The organism is Glutamicibacter sp. 363 (assembly GCF_052379505.1).
Classification (GTDB): Bacteria; Actinomycetota; Actinomycetes; order Actinomycetales; family Micrococcaceae; genus Glutamicibacter.
Genome location: NZ_JBQSYR010000011.1, coordinates 1 through 17,291 on the forward strand (window position 1 = coordinate 1; position 17,291 = coordinate 17,291).

Annotated in this window: 14 protein-coding genes; 2 read left to right on the forward strand and 12 right to left on the reverse strand. The window is 65.8% G+C overall.

Features of this window, described 5'->3' with window-relative positions; all coding sequences use genetic code 11:
* Positions 1-335: 335 nt before the first annotated feature.
* The 5 genes from tyrS to argH form a co-directional block, all read right to left on the reverse strand.
* Positions 336-1,658: a tyrosine--tRNA ligase gene (tyrS, locus tag ACT3UA_RS08090; protein WP_176484249.1), complete on the reverse strand. Its 1,323-nt coding sequence runs from the start codon at positions 1,656-1,658 to the stop codon at positions 336-338.
* Between the two features lie 89 nt (positions 1,659-1,747).
* Positions 1,748-4,006, reverse strand: coding sequence for a HelD family protein (locus tag ACT3UA_RS08095; protein WP_096287991.1), 2,259 nt, complete (start codon positions 4,004-4,006; stop codon positions 1,748-1,750).
* A gap of 130 nt (positions 4,007-4,136) precedes the next feature.
* Positions 4,137-4,670, reverse strand: a complete 534-nt coding sequence (locus tag ACT3UA_RS08100) for an adenine phosphoribosyltransferase (RefSeq protein ID WP_444615927.1) — start codon at positions 4,668-4,670, stop codon at positions 4,137-4,139.
* 149 nt (positions 4,671-4,819) lie between these two features.
* Positions 4,820-5,560, reverse strand: a complete 741-nt coding sequence (locus tag ACT3UA_RS08105) for a maleylpyruvate isomerase family mycothiol-dependent enzyme (RefSeq protein ID WP_096287995.1) — start codon at positions 5,558-5,560, stop codon at positions 4,820-4,822.
* A gap of 129 nt (positions 5,561-5,689) precedes the next feature.
* Positions 5,690-7,108: an argininosuccinate lyase gene (argH, locus tag ACT3UA_RS08110; protein ID WP_444615929.1), complete on the reverse strand. Its 1,419-nt coding sequence runs from the start codon at positions 7,106-7,108 to the stop codon at positions 5,690-5,692.
* A 344-nt stretch (positions 7,109-7,452) separates the two neighbouring features.
* Here argH and ACT3UA_RS08115 point away from each other — a divergent pair, with 344 nt between their 5' ends.
* On the forward strand, positions 7,453-8,004 hold the full coding sequence (locus tag ACT3UA_RS08115) for an O-acetyl-ADP-ribose deacetylase (RefSeq protein ID WP_096287999.1): 552 nt from the start codon (positions 7,453-7,455) through the stop codon (positions 8,002-8,004).
* Positions 8,005-8,087: 83 nt separating this feature from the next.
* On the opposite strand, the gene ACT3UA_RS08120 is transcribed toward ACT3UA_RS08115, so the two are convergent.
* From ACT3UA_RS08120 to argC, 7 genes are all read right to left on the reverse strand, one after another.
* Complete coding sequence (locus ACT3UA_RS08120; protein WP_096288001.1) at positions 8,088-10,055, reverse strand: HNH endonuclease signature motif containing protein; 1,968 nt, start codon at positions 10,053-10,055, stop codon at positions 8,088-8,090.
* A gap of 97 nt (positions 10,056-10,152) precedes the next feature.
* Complete coding sequence (locus ACT3UA_RS08125) at positions 10,153-10,656, reverse strand: arginine repressor (RefSeq protein WP_096288003.1); 504 nt, start codon at positions 10,654-10,656, stop codon at positions 10,153-10,155.
* The gene (gene argF / locus ACT3UA_RS08130; protein ID WP_096288004.1) at positions 10,657-11,616 is read right to left on the reverse strand and encodes an ornithine carbamoyltransferase; all 960 of its coding nucleotides are present in this window, start codon (positions 11,614-11,616) and stop codon (positions 10,657-10,659) included. It abuts the gene before it with no gap.
* 45 nt (positions 11,617-11,661) lie between these two features.
* Entirely contained in the window at positions 11,662-12,912 is a 1,251-nt protein-coding gene (locus tag ACT3UA_RS08135) for an acetylornithine transaminase (protein ID WP_444615932.1), read from the reverse strand.
* Entirely contained in the window at positions 12,909-13,835 is a 927-nt protein-coding gene (gene argB / locus ACT3UA_RS08140) for an acetylglutamate kinase (RefSeq protein WP_096288006.1), read from the reverse strand. The genes ACT3UA_RS08135 and argB overlap by 4 nt, the downstream gene beginning before the upstream one ends.
* Before the next feature lie 26 nt (positions 13,836-13,861).
* The gene (gene argJ, locus ACT3UA_RS08145) at positions 13,862-15,061 is read right to left on the reverse strand and encodes a bifunctional glutamate N-acetyltransferase/amino-acid acetyltransferase ArgJ (RefSeq protein WP_444615935.1); all 1,200 of its coding nucleotides are present in this window, start codon (positions 15,059-15,061) and stop codon (positions 13,862-13,864) included.
* The gene (gene argC / locus ACT3UA_RS08150; protein ID WP_096288008.1) at positions 15,058-16,089 is read right to left on the reverse strand and encodes an N-acetyl-gamma-glutamyl-phosphate reductase; all 1,032 of its coding nucleotides are present in this window, start codon (positions 16,087-16,089) and stop codon (positions 15,058-15,060) included. Before argC ends, argJ begins: the two co-directional genes overlap by 4 nt.
* Positions 16,090-16,258: 169 nt before the next feature.
* On the opposite strand from argC, the gene ACT3UA_RS08155 reads away from it, so the two are divergent.
* Complete coding sequence (locus tag ACT3UA_RS08155) at positions 16,259-17,227, forward strand: quinone oxidoreductase family protein (RefSeq protein ID WP_096288010.1); 969 nt, start codon at positions 16,259-16,261, stop codon at positions 17,225-17,227.
* Positions 17,228-17,291: the final 64 nt, after the last annotated feature.

Genomic DNA, 17,291 nt, shown 5'->3' on the forward strand with positions numbered 1-17,291 from the left:
TCACCATTCTTCGGTGACTGCTTCGCTCCGGAGCAACTTTACAACTCTAGCATGTTTCGTGAACCGGTCAAAACCAGTCGAAACGCCTTGTGAAAAGCTCTTTGCCACCGGATGAATTCTACGTGTATTCCACGTTGTTTCCGTTCCGGCAACAGAGAAAAACTATACGGGGCTTCTACGTATCGCGCAAATCGGCGAACTGCCCAAAAAATCGCACCTAAACATTGTCTGACTAGTCATTTAGGGATAAAGGTACAACAAAACCGCCAGAAAAGTGTCGTGGTTCACAGACATTTCTGGCGGTTTCGTGTTTATCGCTGATCGAAGCCGGCTAATTACCTAGCCGAAAGCTCCACGACTGCCATGTTCTTCTTGCCGCGGCGCACGATGGCATAGCGGCCATGCAGGAAGTTTTCGGCGGTAAGCACAGTCTCGATTCCTGCAACCTTCTCGTTATTCACGTAGGCGCCACCTTCGTTCACGGTACGACGGGCTGCAGACTGGCTTTCGCTCAGACCCGAAACGTGAAGCACGTTCAGAATACCGAGCTCATCGCTCGTGACCTTCGCGGACGGCAACTCTGCGAGCACCGATTCCAGAGTCGGCAGGTCGATCTCGCTCAAATCACCATTACCGAAAACTGCCGCCGAAGCGTCGATCACCTTATTGGTGGCCTCTTCACCGTGCACCAACGAGGTAACAAGCCAAGCGAGTTCGCGTTGGGCCTGGCGCTTGAACGGACGCTCGGCGACCTCAATCTCCAAGGTCTCGATCTGCTCGCGGGTCAGGAAGGTGAAGACCTTCAGTCGGTTGATCACATCCGCGTCGGCGGTATTCAACCAGAACTGGTAGAGGGTGTACGGGCTGCACATCTCGGCGTCCAACCAGATGGCGTTTCCTTCGGACTTGCCGAATTTGGTGCCATCGGAATTGGTAATCAGCGGGGTGCCGTAGGCGTGAGCCGACTTGCCTTCAACCTTGCGGATCAGGTCGGTGCCGCTGGTGAGGTTTCCCCACTGATCCGAGCCACCGGTCTGCAGTGTGCAACCGTACTGGCGGTTCAGCTCAAGGAAGTCGTAGCCCTGCAGCACCTGGTAGGAGAATTCGGTGTAGCTGATCCCCTCATCGGAGTTCAGCCGGGCGGAAACGATTTCCTTCTTGATCATCGTGCCCACGCGGAAGTACTTGCCCACGTCGCGCAGGAAGTCCAAGGCAGAGAGCTGCTGGGTCCAGTCCAGATTGTTGACCAAGCGGACCGCGTTCTCCCCGTCGGCGGAAAGGAAGCGGGAAACCTGCCCCTGCAAGCGGGCAACCCACTCGGTGACGGTTTCTCTGGTGTTCAAGGTGCGCTCGGCGGTCTGGCGCGGATCGCCGATCAGACCGGTGGAACCGCCGACCAGGGCCAGCGGCTTGTGGCCGGCCAGCTGCAGGCGGCGCATATTCAGCAACTGCACGAGGTTGCCCAGATGAAGGGATGGTGCGGTCGGATCGAACCCGCAATAGTAAGTGATGCTCTCTTCGGACAGCACGCGTTCCAGCTCGGCCTCATCGGTGGACACATGCACCAGGCCGCGCCACTTCAGTTCCTGCCAGATATTCTCGAAGGAGGGATCATTACTCTGTCCCGCAATGACGGGATTTTGCTTTAAGTCAGACACAGTCTCCACATTAGCAAAATCCCGTCGGCCAGTCCTAGTTTGTCCCCGTTCTCACACCCGGGGATTCCGAACTGTCTTGGGACGAACGACTAGGACTCGGTGAGCCCCGCGGGCAGCGGAGCGGTGTGAATCACGTGCAAGCGCTGAGTGGTGCGGGTCATCGCGACGTACAGATCGCCCACTCCCCCATCGACGTCCGCGATCAGCTGCGCCGGTTCCACGATGATCACCCCGTCGAATTCCAAGCCCTTGGATTCGCGTGCGGTAATCACCACGATGTCCTGGACCATTCCGCCGGACCCGGTGCCAACGCGCTCACCGTAGATCTTGGTGACCGCAGCGCGCGCGTCGGCCAGCAATTCCTGCGGGACGATGATCGCCTGCAGGCCCCCGGCCGCGTAGTCCAGCTCTTCGGGAAGCTGCGCGATGAGCTGCTCGATCAGCTGGCCCTGCGGCGCATAGGTGAGCACCGGCGGCCAGTCACCCTCGCGCACCGCGCGCGGCGTGGTGATGCGCAGCCCCGCGGCTTGGGCCACGCGAACCGCAGCATCGGCGATCTGCGCCGGGGTGCGGTAATTGACCGTGAGCTCTTCGAGGTTGTAACGCTCGCCCAGGAAGGGTTCCAACGCCTGCGCCCAGCTGTTTGCGCCCGAGGCGGCGGAGGTCTGCGCGATATCCCCGACGATGGTGAAGGACTTCATCGGGCAACGGCGCACCAGCAGGCGCCACTGCATCGGCGAGAGTTCCTGCGCCTCATCGACCACGATATGCCCGTAGGCCCAGGTGCGATCGGCCACCGCACGTTCCGCGGCGCTCTGCGAGGCAGCGGTTTCCTGGTTCACCGCGGCGACCTGCTCCGCGGTGACCACCCCGTCGATCCCCGCGTTGGCGAGCATCGTGTCCATATTGTTCAGCGCCATCTTCGCGTTTTCCACGTCACGCTCGTACTGCGAGGTATCAGGAGCGTCCTGCGGGTTGACGAACTCGCCGAGCAATTCGGCGGCCTCGTCGAGCAGCGGCACGTCGGCCTCGGTGAACGCCGAGCCGGCCGGGCGGAAGAGCGCGTCGCGGTCGGCCTGCGACAGCCGCGGGGCGGCCGCTTCGAGCAGGTGCGGCTTGGCGTAGAGCTCTTCGAGCAGGCCCTGCGGGCTCAGCGGCATCCAGCAAAGGTTGATCGCCACGCGCACATCCCAGGATTCGCGGACTTCCTGGGGCAGGTAGGAGCGGTCCGCGGCGCTGGGCTGCCCGGCGGATTCCTCCAGTTTGCGCAGCAGCTGCTCGGCCAGGTCCCCGACGATCACCTTGGTGAAGGTCTCGCGGGCCTCGTTGTAGGGCTTGTGGCTGTGCCGGGCGCGTTCGCGGGCGTTGCGCACCATGCCCCGGGTCAGCGTCAGCCGGGTGCCTTCGACCACCACGGTGCGGTCCTCGGCGAGCAGCCGCTGGCGGTTGCGCACCGCGGCGGCGATCACCTTGGCCATCGACAGCCGGCCCTTGACCTTCGCCACGGTCCGGTTGGTTTCAGCTCCGGCCGCCACCCCGTGGTACAGCTCGCCTACCGAGGACATGACCACGCCGGTTTCGCCCAGCGAGGGGAGCACGCGTTCGATATAGCGCATGAAGGAATTGGACGGGCCGACGATCAGCACGCCGGCGTTCTTCAGCCGTTCGCGGTATTCGTAGAGCAGGAAGGCAGCGCGGTGCAGCGCAACGGCGGTTTTGCCGGTGCCCGGACCGCCCTGCACGACCACGGCGCCTGGAAGCTCCGCACGGATGATCGCATCCTGCTCGGCCTGGATGGTGCCGACGATATCGCCCATCCGGCCGGTGCGTTTTTCGCGCAGCGCGGCCATCAAGGCACCTTCACCGTGGTGGGTGTGCCCCTCGTCGAGCCAGGTTTCATCGAGCACGTCGTCTTCGATCCCCGCCACCGTACGGCCCTTGAGCATCAGGTGGCGGCGGCGCCGCACGCCGCGCGGGTTCAACGCGGTGGCCTGGTAGAACGGGGCGGCTTCGGAAGCGCGCCAGTCGATCATCAGCCGATTGAGCTCCTCGTCGGATAGCCCGATGCGGCCGATATAGCGCGGTTCGACGCCCTCGCCGTGGTCGGCCATGTCCAGCCGGCCGAAGACCAAGCGATCCTGCACCGCGTCCAACTGGGCGATGCGGTCCTCGTAGAGGCTGGCGAATGAATCGCGTTCGGATTGGTTCTGGAAGGTCCCCACCGCACCGGTGGCGCGAGTGCGCGCAAGCTGCTCCACCTTTTCCGCGCGCAACTCATCGAGCCTGTCATACAGGCGTGCGACGTACTGGCTTTCAGCGAGCAGATCCCGCTCGATCGTACCGGTCAATCTTGGTTCCCCTCGCGCTAACTTACAGGACAGACAATCTTACGCGCGTAGCGACCCTACGGGTTAATCCCGCGAAGCCACCACGTCATCTTCGCGCCGCACCACGCCGTGGCGCGGCGCGGCGCGGCGGTTAAACCGTTTGCAGCGACAGCACCCGGTGCCCGCCCAGGTTCTTGCGTCCGCCCAAGGCCTCAAGTTCCAAGATCACCCCGACGCCGGCGACGATGCCTCCGGCGCGTTCGATCAGCCGCACCGAGGAGCCCACGGTCCCGCCGGTGGCGAGCACATCGTCGAGCACCAGCACCCGGGTGCCGGGGGCGATCTCATCCTTATGCAACTCCAGCGCGGCGCTGCCGTATTCCAGGGTGTAGTCATCGCGGTAGACCTCGCGCGGCAGCTTTCCGGCCTTGCGGATGGTCAGCATCCCGGTCCCCGAGGCGTAGGCCGCGGCCGCGGCGAGCACGAAGCCGCGCGCTTCCAGCCCGGCGACGATGTCGAAGGTCCCGGCGAAGGGCGCGATCAACTCGTCGACCAGGCGGCGCAAGCCCACAGGATCGGCAAACACCGGGGTGAGGTCCTTAAAGGAGATACCGGGCTGCGGGTAGTCGGGGACCACCGCGCACAGACGATCCAGCAGTTCGCAAATGCTCTCGTTATTAGTCACGCGTAATATTTTAGTGCGTGCGTGACCCCGCTGGGTACCTGGACGATTGTGCCATCGGCGGAACGGAGGCACCCGGGCTCGCTGCTGCTGCGCCGCCCGGTCGCCCATTGCCTAGCGCGGCAGCGGTCCGGGCGCGGAATCGCGCGGAATCAGCGCTGCATCAGGGTATCGCTCGGCCAAGGCAGCAGTGTGGGGAATTCGGCCGAATCGGCGGCCTTGGTGGCGCGTACCACCCCGCTGACCGGGCGGCCGACGAACCAGGCGGCCAGATCGTAGTCGGTTCCCTCCAATACCCAGGACCGCTGGCCGTTGCCGAGCACCTGGCGCTGCCGTCCATGGGGTTGCACCACGACGCGGTCACCTGCCCGCACCCGGGCGGCCAGCGCGCGCAGCAGGTGATCGGAAAACTCTTGCGGCCAGCTGGCGGCCGGGCGCACGAATTCGTCCAGATCGGTGGCGTGTATCAGCATTTCGCGCCACACCGCATAGACCATGTCCGCGACCTGCGCCGCGGGCCGATAGCCCACCGGCTGCTCCCACTTGGCTTCGCAACCGGCCAGCACCACGCGCAGCTGCGCGAGGGATTCGGCCACCAGTTCGCGCAGCTTTTCCGGTCGCAGCAACGCGACCATATTGATCGCTTCGATCCGCCCGACCTGTCCCCCGTCGTACATCGGCGGCAAGTGCGCGGCCCCGGCGTTCTCGAATTGCCGCCGGGCAGCCTGCGCCAGCGAATGCAGGTGCGCGACTAGTTGCGCGGTGCTCCAACCGGGCAGCGAGCTGGGCTTGGCGAATGCCTCGTCGGGCAACTGCGCCAGCTGCGTGGCCAATTCGTCCAAGGCCGTGGTGACCTGCTCAATGAGTTGTTCCGGCGGAAGTTCAGATGTCATGGCACACACTCTAGCGCGCGGGCATATCCGCGCAGAAGTCCAGCTCGTTAAACGCCTATGGCGGCCCGATAGCTTCGCGGTATCGTGAAGCTATCGGGCCGCCATAGGTTGCCGAACGAAGGTTTGGGCCTAGCCCTTGACCCAGGCGCGGATCTCGTCGAGCTGGCGTTCGAATTCGGTTAGCTGCGCCGCGACGGCACTCGGCGCGGTGCCGCCCTGCCCGTTGCGCGCGTTCAGCGAACCTTCGGTGGAGAGCACTTCGCGCACCGCCGGGGTCAGGTGCTCGGAGATGCCCGCATATTCTTCGTCGGTCAGATCCCACAGCTCCACGCCGCGCGATTCGGCCAGCTGCACGGCGGACCCGGAGAGCTCATGCGCATCGCGGAACGGCACGCCCTGGCGGACCAGCCATTCGGCGATGTCGGTGGCCAAGGCGAAGCCCTGCGGAGCAAGCTGCGCCATGCGCTCGGTATTGAAGGTCAGCGTGCCCATCATGCCGGCCATCGCTGGCAGCAGCATCTCCAGGGTGTCCGCGGCGTCGAACACCGGTTCCTTGTCTTCCTGCAGGTCGCGGTTGTAGGCCAGCGGCAGCGCCTTCAGCGTTGCCAGCAAACCGGTCAGGTCGCCGATCAGCCGGCCGGCCTTGCCGCGGGCCAGCTCGGCGATGTCCGGGTTCTTCTTCTGCGGCATGATCGAGGAGCCGGTGGAGAAGGCATCGTGCAGCTTCACGAAGCTGAACTCCTTGGTGGCCCAGAGGATCACTTCCTCGGACACGCGGGAGAGGTCCACGCCGATCATCGCGGTGATCCAGGAGAATTCGGCGAATACGTCACGTGCGGCGGTGCCGTCGATTGAGTTGAACACCGCGGAGTCGAAGCCCAGCTCGCTGGCGACGAAGTTCGGGTCCAGCCCCAGGGTCTGCCCGGCCAGCGCGCCGGAGCCGTAAGGGGAAACCGCAGCTCGCTTATCCCAATCGGCGAAGCGCTGCACGTCGCGCAGCAGCGGCCACGCGTAGGCCAACAGCAGGTGCGAAAGCAGGATCGGCTGGGCGTGCTGCAGGTGGGTACGCCCTGGCATCGGCGCGTAAGGGTGCGCCTTGGCCTGGTCGACCATCGCATCGATGGTGTCGATGACACCGGAGGCGATGATGCGTGCGTGGTCGCGCAGGAACAAGCGGCCCAGGGTAGCGATCTGGTCATTGCGCGAGCGGCCCGCGCGCAGCTTGCCGCCCAGCTGCGTGCCGGCGCGTTCGAGCAGTCCGCGTTCCAGCGAACCATGCACGTCCTCATCGGATTCTGCCGCCACGTAGGCCTCGGACTTCACGTCCGCTTCGAGCTGGTCAAGGGCGGCGAGCATCTCCGTCAGCTCGGCCTCGGTCAGCAGCCCCGCGCGGTTGAGCACCTTGGCGTGGGCACGGGAACCGGCGATGTCGTAGCTGGCCAGGCGCCAGTCGAAGTGGGTCGACTTACTCAGGGCAGCCATCGCATCAGCGGGCCCACCGGAGAAGCGTCCGCCCCAGAGCGATCCTTCATTTGTTGACGAGGTCATGACTCGTTCCTTTCAGCCAGATCCCGCCGGGCGACGGGTAAAGTTTATTGATTCGCTGAAACCACTCTAGCAAAGCTTTATGCATTGGCGCTCATAAATATTCAGCAAGTTTGCGATTCTGCTGTGCGCATCTTTCGGTGCGCGGTCCCCCTCCGTTCGAAGCACGGGTCACCCGGCGTCACATATCGTGCCCGGCATGAGTAGCGATCGGCTGCCTGTGAACTATGTACCGATTTTTTGAGAGGAGTCGGTGAGTTGCGCGTTTTACACTTCCGCAGGTGCGGAGGCGAGCGTATGGTGAGAGACACACAATCGAATACGGATACTTCGTTGGAGGAAACCCCATGGAAATCCAGTTATACCGCGGTGATATCACCACGTTGAACGTTGATGCCATCGTGAACGCAGCCAATCCCTCATTGTTGGGTGGCGGCGGCGTTGACGGAGCTATTCATGCGGCAGCCGGCCCGGCCCTGCTCGCCGCTTGCCGCGAAGTGCGCACGGCCCGGTACCCCGATGGGATCCCTTCCGGTATTGCCGTAGCGACGAAGGCAGGGAACCTTTCGGCGAAGTGGGTTATCCACACCGCTGCGCCGAACCTGGCACTGCTCAAGCCAAACCCGAAAATACTGGCCGATTGCTTCAGCAATTCGCTCTATCTAGCCGCGCGCCATGAGGCGCACTCGATCGCATTCCCGGCCTTGGGCGCGGGTGCGTTCGGCTGGCCGCCGGAGCAGGTCGCACAGATTGGTTTCGAAACGATCAGCGCCTGGATCGAAACGAATAAGCATATTTCGCCGATCCATCGAGTTGTGATGGTGTCACATACCGACGAGGTTCAAGAAGCCTTCGAGCAGGCTTTTAACATGTCCTCCGTGGACCAGCTCGCAGCCTAGACGCTCCGATACCCCGGTGTCAGACACCAATAACTACCCGTCATGGCACAGCGCCTGACGGGTAGTTCTTCTCTGGGGCGCGGTCAAGCAGCCCGGTGAGCACTATCGCCCGGGGCTTGCCGGTCCTGCCGCGTTTCCGGATGCCGGTTCAACACGGCCCGATAACTGGCGCCGGGTGGAATCCCGGGGCCCTGCGCAGAGCCATTTCCCGTGGCATCGAAGGTTTGGAAGTACCGATTGCGTCTCGGCCTTCGATCTGGGTCGAGGTGTTCGGGCAAGATGACGTGCGGCAGCCCGTCGATGCTCACGATCTTGAGGTACCCCAGGTGCACCGCGACATGATGGGCCGGGCATAAGGGGCAGCAATTGGACAGGCTGGTTTGGCCACCGTGTTCCCAGTACCGGATGTGATGGTAATCCAGCAGCGCCGGATCCATGGTGCAACCGGGCACGACGCAGCCGCCGTCGCGTGCCCGCGCGGCGCGTTTGATCGACTTGGGAAACAACCTCTGGGATCGTCCGACATCGAGCACCTGCCCCGCTGCATTGAAAACCATGGGGATGATCTCCGCTTCGCACAATAATTTGCGCAGGTCTTCCGGTTCCAGCTCGATCCCGTGGGCGGTGCGGGCGGTGCCGCTGGCCAGCTCGCGCAGGTCGCGTAGCGCCAGGTACACGATCAGCTCCGGGGTGACGGTTTTTCCGTCGCTGCCTTCACCGCCATGGGTTTGGTTCCGCAAGATGCCAAGCAGGGCATTCAGCCGGCGTTGCGGCACGCTGCACAGCGGATCCAGGTCCGTCTGCGCGGCCATGAACTCGGCGGAGGCCGGAAAAGGTTCGATTCCTGCCGGGACCGGCGGTGGGTTGCTGCGCCGGGTCCGGGAAGAAGGTGCTGGCGATGCGGGGTTTTCCTTGCCCCGCGGTACTGCTTCAGCCTCACCGCTAAGTTCGGGCGCTGGGCTCCCTTCGGGCGCCGCTTCCTCCGCGGCCGCGGGTTCTGGGATCTGCTCGGGGTCGGGAGCTGCAGCCCACCGCGGAGGTGGGCTGGCGCTGTTCCACTGCCGATCCAGGTTTTCTCGCCACGCCGGCAGCTGCTCCGCGGACTTTCCGGTGGTTGACTGCATGTCCGGGGCATCCGCTGGCCGTTTGAGCACCGTCGCGGCCAAGCGGGCCGCCGCCCCGGCGGCCGTTCGCTTGTTGTCGGCCTGGGCGATCAGCGATTCGAAGAGCTCTGCGTCGAGGCCCTCCACTCGGATGAGGTACTCGTGCACTCCCTGCTTGACCGGGCGGGGGAAAACGCCTAGTTTCGGGCGGGGCTGCTCGCTATGCTTCAGCTTGTATCTGGCCATCAGGGCGCCGATTTTCTTCCGGCTGGTGGCTCGATCGTGTTCTTTCAGCAGCCGGTTGGCGTGCGCCTCGAGGGTTTGGCCGTCCTCGGCCGTGGCGCTGGCGGTGGTGGGCAGCCCATCGAAGGTGGTGTCCTGGGGCTCGACCTTGTCCAGCGCCCTGGCCTGGGCGAGCACCGCGCGCGGATCAAGCTGCTTGTGCTCGGCGAAGGTGCGGGCCAGTTGCGTAAACCGCGGGGCGCAGCCGGTGCCGGCGATGCTGCGCCGGGCGTGGATCAGGTGCGCGTCGGCGATGCGGCGGCTAGCCTCCTGATAGTCCAGCCCGAGCCACTTGCCCAAAAAATCCGCGGCATCCCGGTAGCAGGTGCGTCCCGGAGCCAGTCGCGCGGCGGCGCTGAAATCGGTGGAGCCGGCACGCAGCGCGTCGAATTCCTCCAGGGCCAGGGCATGGCTTGCGGTAATTTCCACGGCGCTGGCCGCACGCGGCAGCTCGCGGTAGACCTCGCGGTTCAACCGCTCGAGATGCTCGGCGAAGGCGGCCGCCACCCGCGGATCATCGGTGGCGGCGGCTTGCTCGGCAAGAACCCCGAACAGCGTGCGGCACGCGTCTTGCGCGGCGATGAGCTGTTCGATACTCAGCGCGGGCGCGGTTACGAGCTGGCCGGCCAGCTCGCTCAGCGTAGGTGGCAGTTGTTCGGGGTCCATGCACCGATGATGCCCCGAGACGTGCGCGGCTTAAACGGCACCGCCACCGGGTGTGGATAACATCCGGTGGCGGGCCGATCGTGCGTGAGCAAGCCGGTCAGCGCGGTTCGGCCAGTTGCAGGAAACGCCCGGCGACCTCCGCGGCCCCCTCGGCCGCCCGGGTGATCACCATGATCGTGTCGTCCCCCGCGATGCAGCCGAGGATGGAGGGCATCTGCGAGTGGTCGATGGCCAGCGCTAGCAGGTTCGCGGCGCCCGGCGGGGTGCGCAGCACGACGATGTTGCCCGAGGCTTCGGCGGTGACCAGCTGCTCAGCGCAGATCTTGGCCAGCCGTGCGTCGAGCACCTCCTGGGTGATCGCGGTCTTCGGGGAACGGTCCCCGCCCTCCTGGCGCACCGCGTAAATCAGCTGGCCGAGGTGATCGCGGATGCGCACCGCCCCGATTTCCACCAGGTCCCGGGAGAGCGTGGCCTGGGTGACCTCCAGCCCGTCGTCCTTCAGCAGCCCGAGCAGCTCGGCCTGGCTTTTGACCGAATTATTCCCCAAAAATGCGCGGATCCGCGCCTGGCGGGCGGTCTTGGTGCTTGGCTGGGTCCCCATTTAAAGCTCGACCCGCTCGTCCTCGGCCAGCTCGGAGGCGACCATCAGCCAGGCCATGATGGCCTTCTGCGCGTGGACCCGGTTTTCGGCCTCGTCGAACACCACCGACTGCGGGCCGTCGATCACCTCGGCGTCGATCTCGTAGCCGCGGTAGGCCGGCAGGCAGTGCAGCACGATGGCATCGGGCTTTGCCAGCTTCATGGCTTCGGCGGTCACCGAGTAGTCGGTGAACAGCTGCTGGCGTTCGGCCTTCTCGGCCTCCTGCCCCATGGAGACCCAGGTATCGGTGACGACCACGTCCGCGTCGGCCAGCGCGGCGGCCGCGTCGGTGGTGATGGTGACCGAACCGCCGGACTGCTCGGCGCGGATTTCCGCGGCGGCGATGATCTCGGCGGCCGGGAGGTAGCCTTCCGGGCCGGCGATGCGCACGTGCATGCCGGCGGTGACCCCGGCCAGCAGGTAGGAGTTGGCCATGTTATTCGCCGCATCGCCCAGGTAGACCATGCTCAGCCCGGCGGTCTTGCCCTTGTGCTCGCGCACGGTGAGCAGGTCGGCGAGCAGCTGGCAGGGGTGGTAGTCGTCGCTCAGCGCGTTGATCACCGGCACCGCGGAGTTCGCCGCCATTTCCTCCAGCCCGGACTGCGCGTAGGTGCGCCAGACGATGGTGGAGACCATGCGCTGAAGCACCTTGGCCGAGTCGGCGATGGATTCCTTGTGGCCCAGCTGCGATTCGCCGGAGTTGATGATCAGCGGGGAGCCGCCGAGCTCGGCGATGCCCGCGTGGAAGGAGACCCGGGTTCGGGTGCTGGTCTTATCGAAGAACACCGCGACGGTTTGCGGGCCGGCGTAGGGCCGGTAGCCGTATTTGTCGGCCTTCATCGCCGCGGCGAGGTCCAGGACCTTGGACTGCTCGGCGGGGCTCAGGTCGAGGTCGGTCAAGAAGTGGCGGGTAGCGCTCATGAATCGGTTCCTTTTGCTTCCGGTGGTGCCGGGAAAATGTGTGGGCTAGGCGGCGGTGGCCGCGGTCAGCAGCGCCGGCAGGGCGGCGAGGAAGGTGCCCAGCTGCTCGCGGGTGATGATCAGCGGCGGGGCCAGGCGGATGGTGGACTCGTCCGTGGCGTTCACGATGAACCCCGCATCCAGTGCCGCGCCGACCAGCTGCGGCGCCGAACCATCCATCAGCTCGAAGGCGGTGAGCAGGCCGCGGCCGCGGACCTCCCCGACCCCGTCGATGCCGGCCAGTTCGGCGCGCAGCCAGTTCCCGGTTTCGCGCACATGGCCCAGCAGCTTCTGATTTTCGATGGTGTGGATGACCGCGAGCCCGGCGGCGCAGGCCACCGGGTTGCCGCCGAAGGTGGTGCCGTGGTCCCCCGGGGTCAGCCAGGCGGTGTTCTGCTGCCCGAAGACGATCATCGCCCCGATCGGGAAGCCGCCGCCCAGGCCCTTGGCCAGGGTCATCACATCGGGGATCACGCCCGCGGAGGCGAAGAACTCGCCGGTGCGCCCCATGCCGGTCTGCACCTCGTCGAAGACCAGCAGGGCCCCTGCCGCGGAGGTGATCTCGCGGGCCGCGCGCAGGTACTCGGCGCCCAGCTCGCGCACCCCGGCCTCGCCCTGGATGGGTTCGATGAATACCGCGGCCACGGTTTCGTCCACCGCGGCGCGCAGCGCGGCCTCGTCTCCGGCCGGAATCCAGCTGACGTTGCCCGGCAGCGGCGCGAAGGGAGCGCGGTACTTCTCCTTGTAGGTCAGCGACAGGGCTCCGAGGGTGCGGCCGTGGAAGGCGTGCTCCAGGGCGATCACCTTGGTGCGCGGGACCGCCGCGGTGCCGGTGTTCCGGCGGGTGAGCTTCAGCGCCGCCTCGTTCGCCTCGGTGCCGGAGTTCGCGAAGAACACCTTCGAGCCTTCCGGGGCGGCCGAAATTTCGAGCAGCTTCTCGGCCAGCGCGATCTGCGTCGGGGAGCTGAAGAAGTTCGACACGTGGCCCAAGGTGGCCAGCTGGCTGGTGATCACGGAAGTCAGCAGCGGGTTCGCGTGGCCCAGGGTGTTCACCGCGATGCCGCCGAGCAGATCCAGGTACTGGTTGCCGTCGGCGTCCCAGACATGGCAGCCGGCCCCGCGCACGAGCACCCGCGACGGGGCGCCGAACACGCCGAGCAGCGACTTGGCGTAGCGGGCGGACAGATCCGCGCCGTGCAGCGCGGAGAGTTCGTTGGCCTCGTTCAACGCGCCGGTGGCGCGCAGTTCCTGACTCACTTGGATTCCTTAATCTGGGGTACCACCTGGGTGCCGACCCCGGCGGTGGTGAAAATTTCGAGCAGCATCGAGTGCGCCTCGCGGCCGTCGACGATATGCGCCTGGGGCACTCCGGCGTCCACCGCCTTCAGGCAGGCACCCATCTTCGGGATCATGCCCGATTCCAGCGTGGGCAGCATGCTGCGCAGCTCCTCGTTGGTGATCGAGCTGATCAGCGAGGACTTGTCCGGCCAGGCGGCGTAGAGCCCCTCCACGTCGGTGAGGATCACCAGCTTGGCCGCGCCCAGCGCGGTGGCCAGCGCTGCGGCGGCGGTGTCCGCGTTGACATTGAGGATCGCGCCGGTGGGATCGGCGTGCTCGTCGAACTCCGGGGCGACGGTGGAGATGACCGGGATCATTCCGGCCTTGACCAGCGAATCCACCTGGTCGGTGCGCACCCGGGTGACCTCGCCGACCAGCCCGAGGTCAACCTCGACGCCGTCCACGGTGGTGCCGGTGCGCACCGCCTGCAAGGTGGCCCCGTCCTCCCCGGACATGCCCACCGAGTAGGGGCCGTGCGAGTTGATCAGGCCCACCAGGTCGCGCTGCACCTGGCCGGTGAGCACCATGCGCACCACGTCCATCGCCTCCGGGGTGGTCACCCGCAGCCCGCCGCGGAATTCGGATTTGATGCCCAGGGTGTCGAGCATCTTGTTGATCTGCGGTCCGCCGCCGTGCACCACCACCGGGTTGATCCCGGCGTGGCGCAGGAACACGATGTCCTCGGCGAAGGCGCGGCGCAAGGACTCGTTGACCATCGCGTTGCCGCCGTATTTGATGACCATCGTGGTCCCGGCGAAGCGCTGGATCCAGGGCAGCGCCTCGATCAGGGCTTCGGCCTTGGTGCGAGCGGCGCCGAGGTTGGTATGTGCTGTGTGCGGCATGGTGGGTTTGCTCCTGCGAAGGCGGCCTAGCTGGAGTAGGCGGAGTTTTCGTGGACGTAGTCGTGGGTCAGGTCGTTGGTGAGGATCGTCGCCTCGATCGCCCCGGCGTTCAGGTCGATGTCGATGGTGACGAAGCGGTCTTCCAGCGAGATCAGATTGCGGTCCTCGCCGACGCCGCCGTTTTTGCAGACCATCACGCCGTTGATCGCCACGTTCAGCTCATCGGGTTCGAAGGCCGCGGCCGTGGTGCCGACCTCGGAGAGCACCCGGCCCCAGTTCGGGTCCTTGCCGAAGATCGCGGTCTTGACCAGGTTCGAACGGGACACCGCGCGGGAGACCTCCAAAGCGTCGGCCTCGGTGGCCGCGTTGTAGGTGCGCACCGCGATGGTGTGTTGTGCACCTTCGGCATCGTCGATCAGCTTCGCGGCCAGCTCCTGGCACAGATCTGCCAGGGCGGCGGTGAATTCTTCCAGGTCCGGGGCGATGCCCGAGGCGCCGGAGGACATCAGCAGCACGGTGTCGTTGGTGGACATGCAGCCATCGGAGTCCGCCCGGTCAAAGCTCACCGCGGTGGCCGCGCGCAGGGCCTGGTCCAGCGCCTGGGGCTCGAGCACCGCATCGGTGGTGAGCACCACGAGCATGGTGGCCAGCGCCGGGGCGAGCATTCCCGCACCCTTGGCCATGCCGCCGATGCTATATCCGCTCACGCTGCGCGAGGCGATTTTCGGGACGGTGTCGGTGGTCATGATGCCGGCGGCGGCTTCGTCGGCGGCCCCTTGGCCGTCGGCGAGCGCGCCGGCCGCCTGCTTCACCCCGGGCAGCAGCTTACCCATCGGCAGCTGCATGCCGATCAGGCCGGTGGAGGCCACCGCCACGTCGCCCGAAGAGAGGTTCAGCAGTTCGGCCACGTATTCGGCGGTGCGGTGCGTGTTGCCGAATCCCTCGGCACCGGTGCAGGCGTTGGCGCCGCCGGAGTTCAGCACGATCGCATCCACCCGGCCGTCGCGGAGAACTTCCTTGGACCAGTGCACCGGGGCGGCGGCCACGCGGTTCGCGGTGAATACCGCGGCGGCGGTGAAGTCCGGGCCCAGGTTCTGCACCAGCACGACGTCGTTCTTGCCGGTGGACTTCAGGCCCGCAGGGACCCCGGAGGCCAGGAAGCCGGCCGGTGCGGTGACGCCGGCCAGTTCGGCCTGCGGAAAGGTGGGGGTGTGGGTCAGGCTCACGGTGCGACTCCTTGCATCATCAATCCGGTGGTTTCGGGCAGGCCGAGGGCGATATTCATCGATTGCACCGCGGCGCCCGCGGTGCCCTTGGTGAGGTTATCCAGCGCAAGGGTGACGATCACTCGTCCGGCGTGCTCGTCGAGCGCCAGCTGCAGCTGCACGTGGTTGCTCCCCTGCACCGCGCCGGTGGTCGGCCACTGGCCCTCGGGCAGCAGGTGCACAAAGGGCTCGTTGGCGTAAGCCGATTCCCAGGCTGCGCGCAGCGCGCCGGCGGTGACTCCGGGCTTGATGCGCGCGGTGGCGGTGGTCAGGATGCCGCGCGGCATCGGTGCGAGGGTCGGGGTGAAGGATACGGTGACTTCCTCCCCGGCGAGCTTGCTCAAGCCCTGCTCCATCTCGGGGATGTGGCGGTGGATGCCGCCGACGCCATAGGTGCTCATCGAGCCCATGGTTTCGCTGCCCAGCAAATGGGTTTTGGCGCTCTTGCCGGCCCCGGAGGTGCCCGAGGCGGAGACGATGACCACGTCTTTGGCCTCCAGCAGGCCCGCGCCGTAGCCCGGGGCGAGGGCCAATTGGCCGCCGGTCGGGTAGCAGCCGGGGACGGCCACGCGCTTGGTGCCGATCAGTTGTTCGCGCTGGCCGGGCAGTTCGGGCAGCCCGTAGGGCCAGGATCCGGCGTGCGGCGAACCGTAGAATTTCTCCCAGGCGGCGGCGGATTCCAGCCGGTGATCCGCCCCGGCATCGATCACCAAGGTGCATTCGGGCAGGGCCGCGGCGACCGCTGCGCTCGCGCCATGCGGAAGGGCGAGGAAGACCACGTCGTGCCCGGCCAGGTTTTCCACGGTGGTCTCCACGAGCACGCGGTCGGCCAGGGAATGCAGATGCGGGGCGACGCCGCCCAAACGCAGCCCGGCCTGGGAATGCGCGGTGATCGCACCGATCTCTACCTGTGGGTGGTTGGCCAAAATTCGAAGGACCTCGCCGCCGGCGTATCCGCTGGCGCCGGAGACAGCAACTGAAATCGTCATGACCTCACTCTACAACTGGTTATGCATCAAACCTAATAAATATGCATAAATAGTTCGTCATTTACGCAACCCGGGGTTGCCGCACACCCGGCTCACACCCTTCAGACCTAAACTAGTTACCAGGAGCCGTCAGCAATATGGCAAGGGACAAAGATTGGACGCGCATCGCATGAATCAGCAGAGCATACTCGTCCCCCACGCAGGTGGGCCTGAAGTTTTGGAGCTCGGCGAAACCCAAATCCCTGCCCCGGGCGCCGGACAGGTGCTCGTCAAGGTCGAGGCCGCCGGGGTGAACTTCATTGAAACCTATCAGCGCTCGGGAGTCTACGCCGTGGACTATCCGTTCACCCCGGGCAGCGAATTCTCCGGCACCGTCACCCAGGTCGGTGAGGACGTGCGCCATTTGAAGGTCGGCGACCGGGTCGCCACCGCCAGCGGTGCAAAGGGCTATGCCCAATACACCGTGGTCAACGCGGCCGAGCTGGGCAAGGTGCCCGACAAGGTCGACCTGCGATTGGCCGCGGCGCTCCCCCTGCAGGGCATGACCTCGCACTACCTGACGCATTCGAGTTACCTGGTGCGTTCGGGCGATGTCATCCTCAGCTACGCCGGCGCCGGCGGAGTGGGGCTGCTGCTCACCCAGATCCTGAAGATGAAGGGCGCCACCGTCATCACTACCGCCTCCACCCAGGAGAAGAAGGATCTGGCCCGCGCCGCCGGAGCAGACTACGTGGTGGATTATGACCAGGTCGAAGCCACCGTGGACAAGGTCACCGGCGGGGTGGGCGCGCACGCGGTCTACGACGGCATCGGCAAGGACACCTTCGAAACCTCGCTGAAGGTGCTCAAGCGCCGCGGCACGCTGGTGCTCTTCGGCGGGGCCAGCGGGCAGGTGCCGCCCTTTGATCTGCAGCGGCTGAATGCGGCCGGGTCGCTGAGCGTGACCCGGCCGAAGCTCGCGGACTTCCTGGCCACCGACGAGGAACGTGCTTGGCGCTTCGGCGACGTCTTCGGCTGGGCCGCCAGCGGGGACTTGGATGTCCGCGTTGGACAGAAATTCGCGCTGGCCGACGCGCGTGAGGCGCATGCCGCGTTGGAATCACGCAAAACCACCGGCAAGGTGCTGCTCGTTCCCTAAACAGGGCCGGCAGGCATTCCAATGCCCGATGGACCAGCGAATCCATCGGGCATTGTTGCTCGTC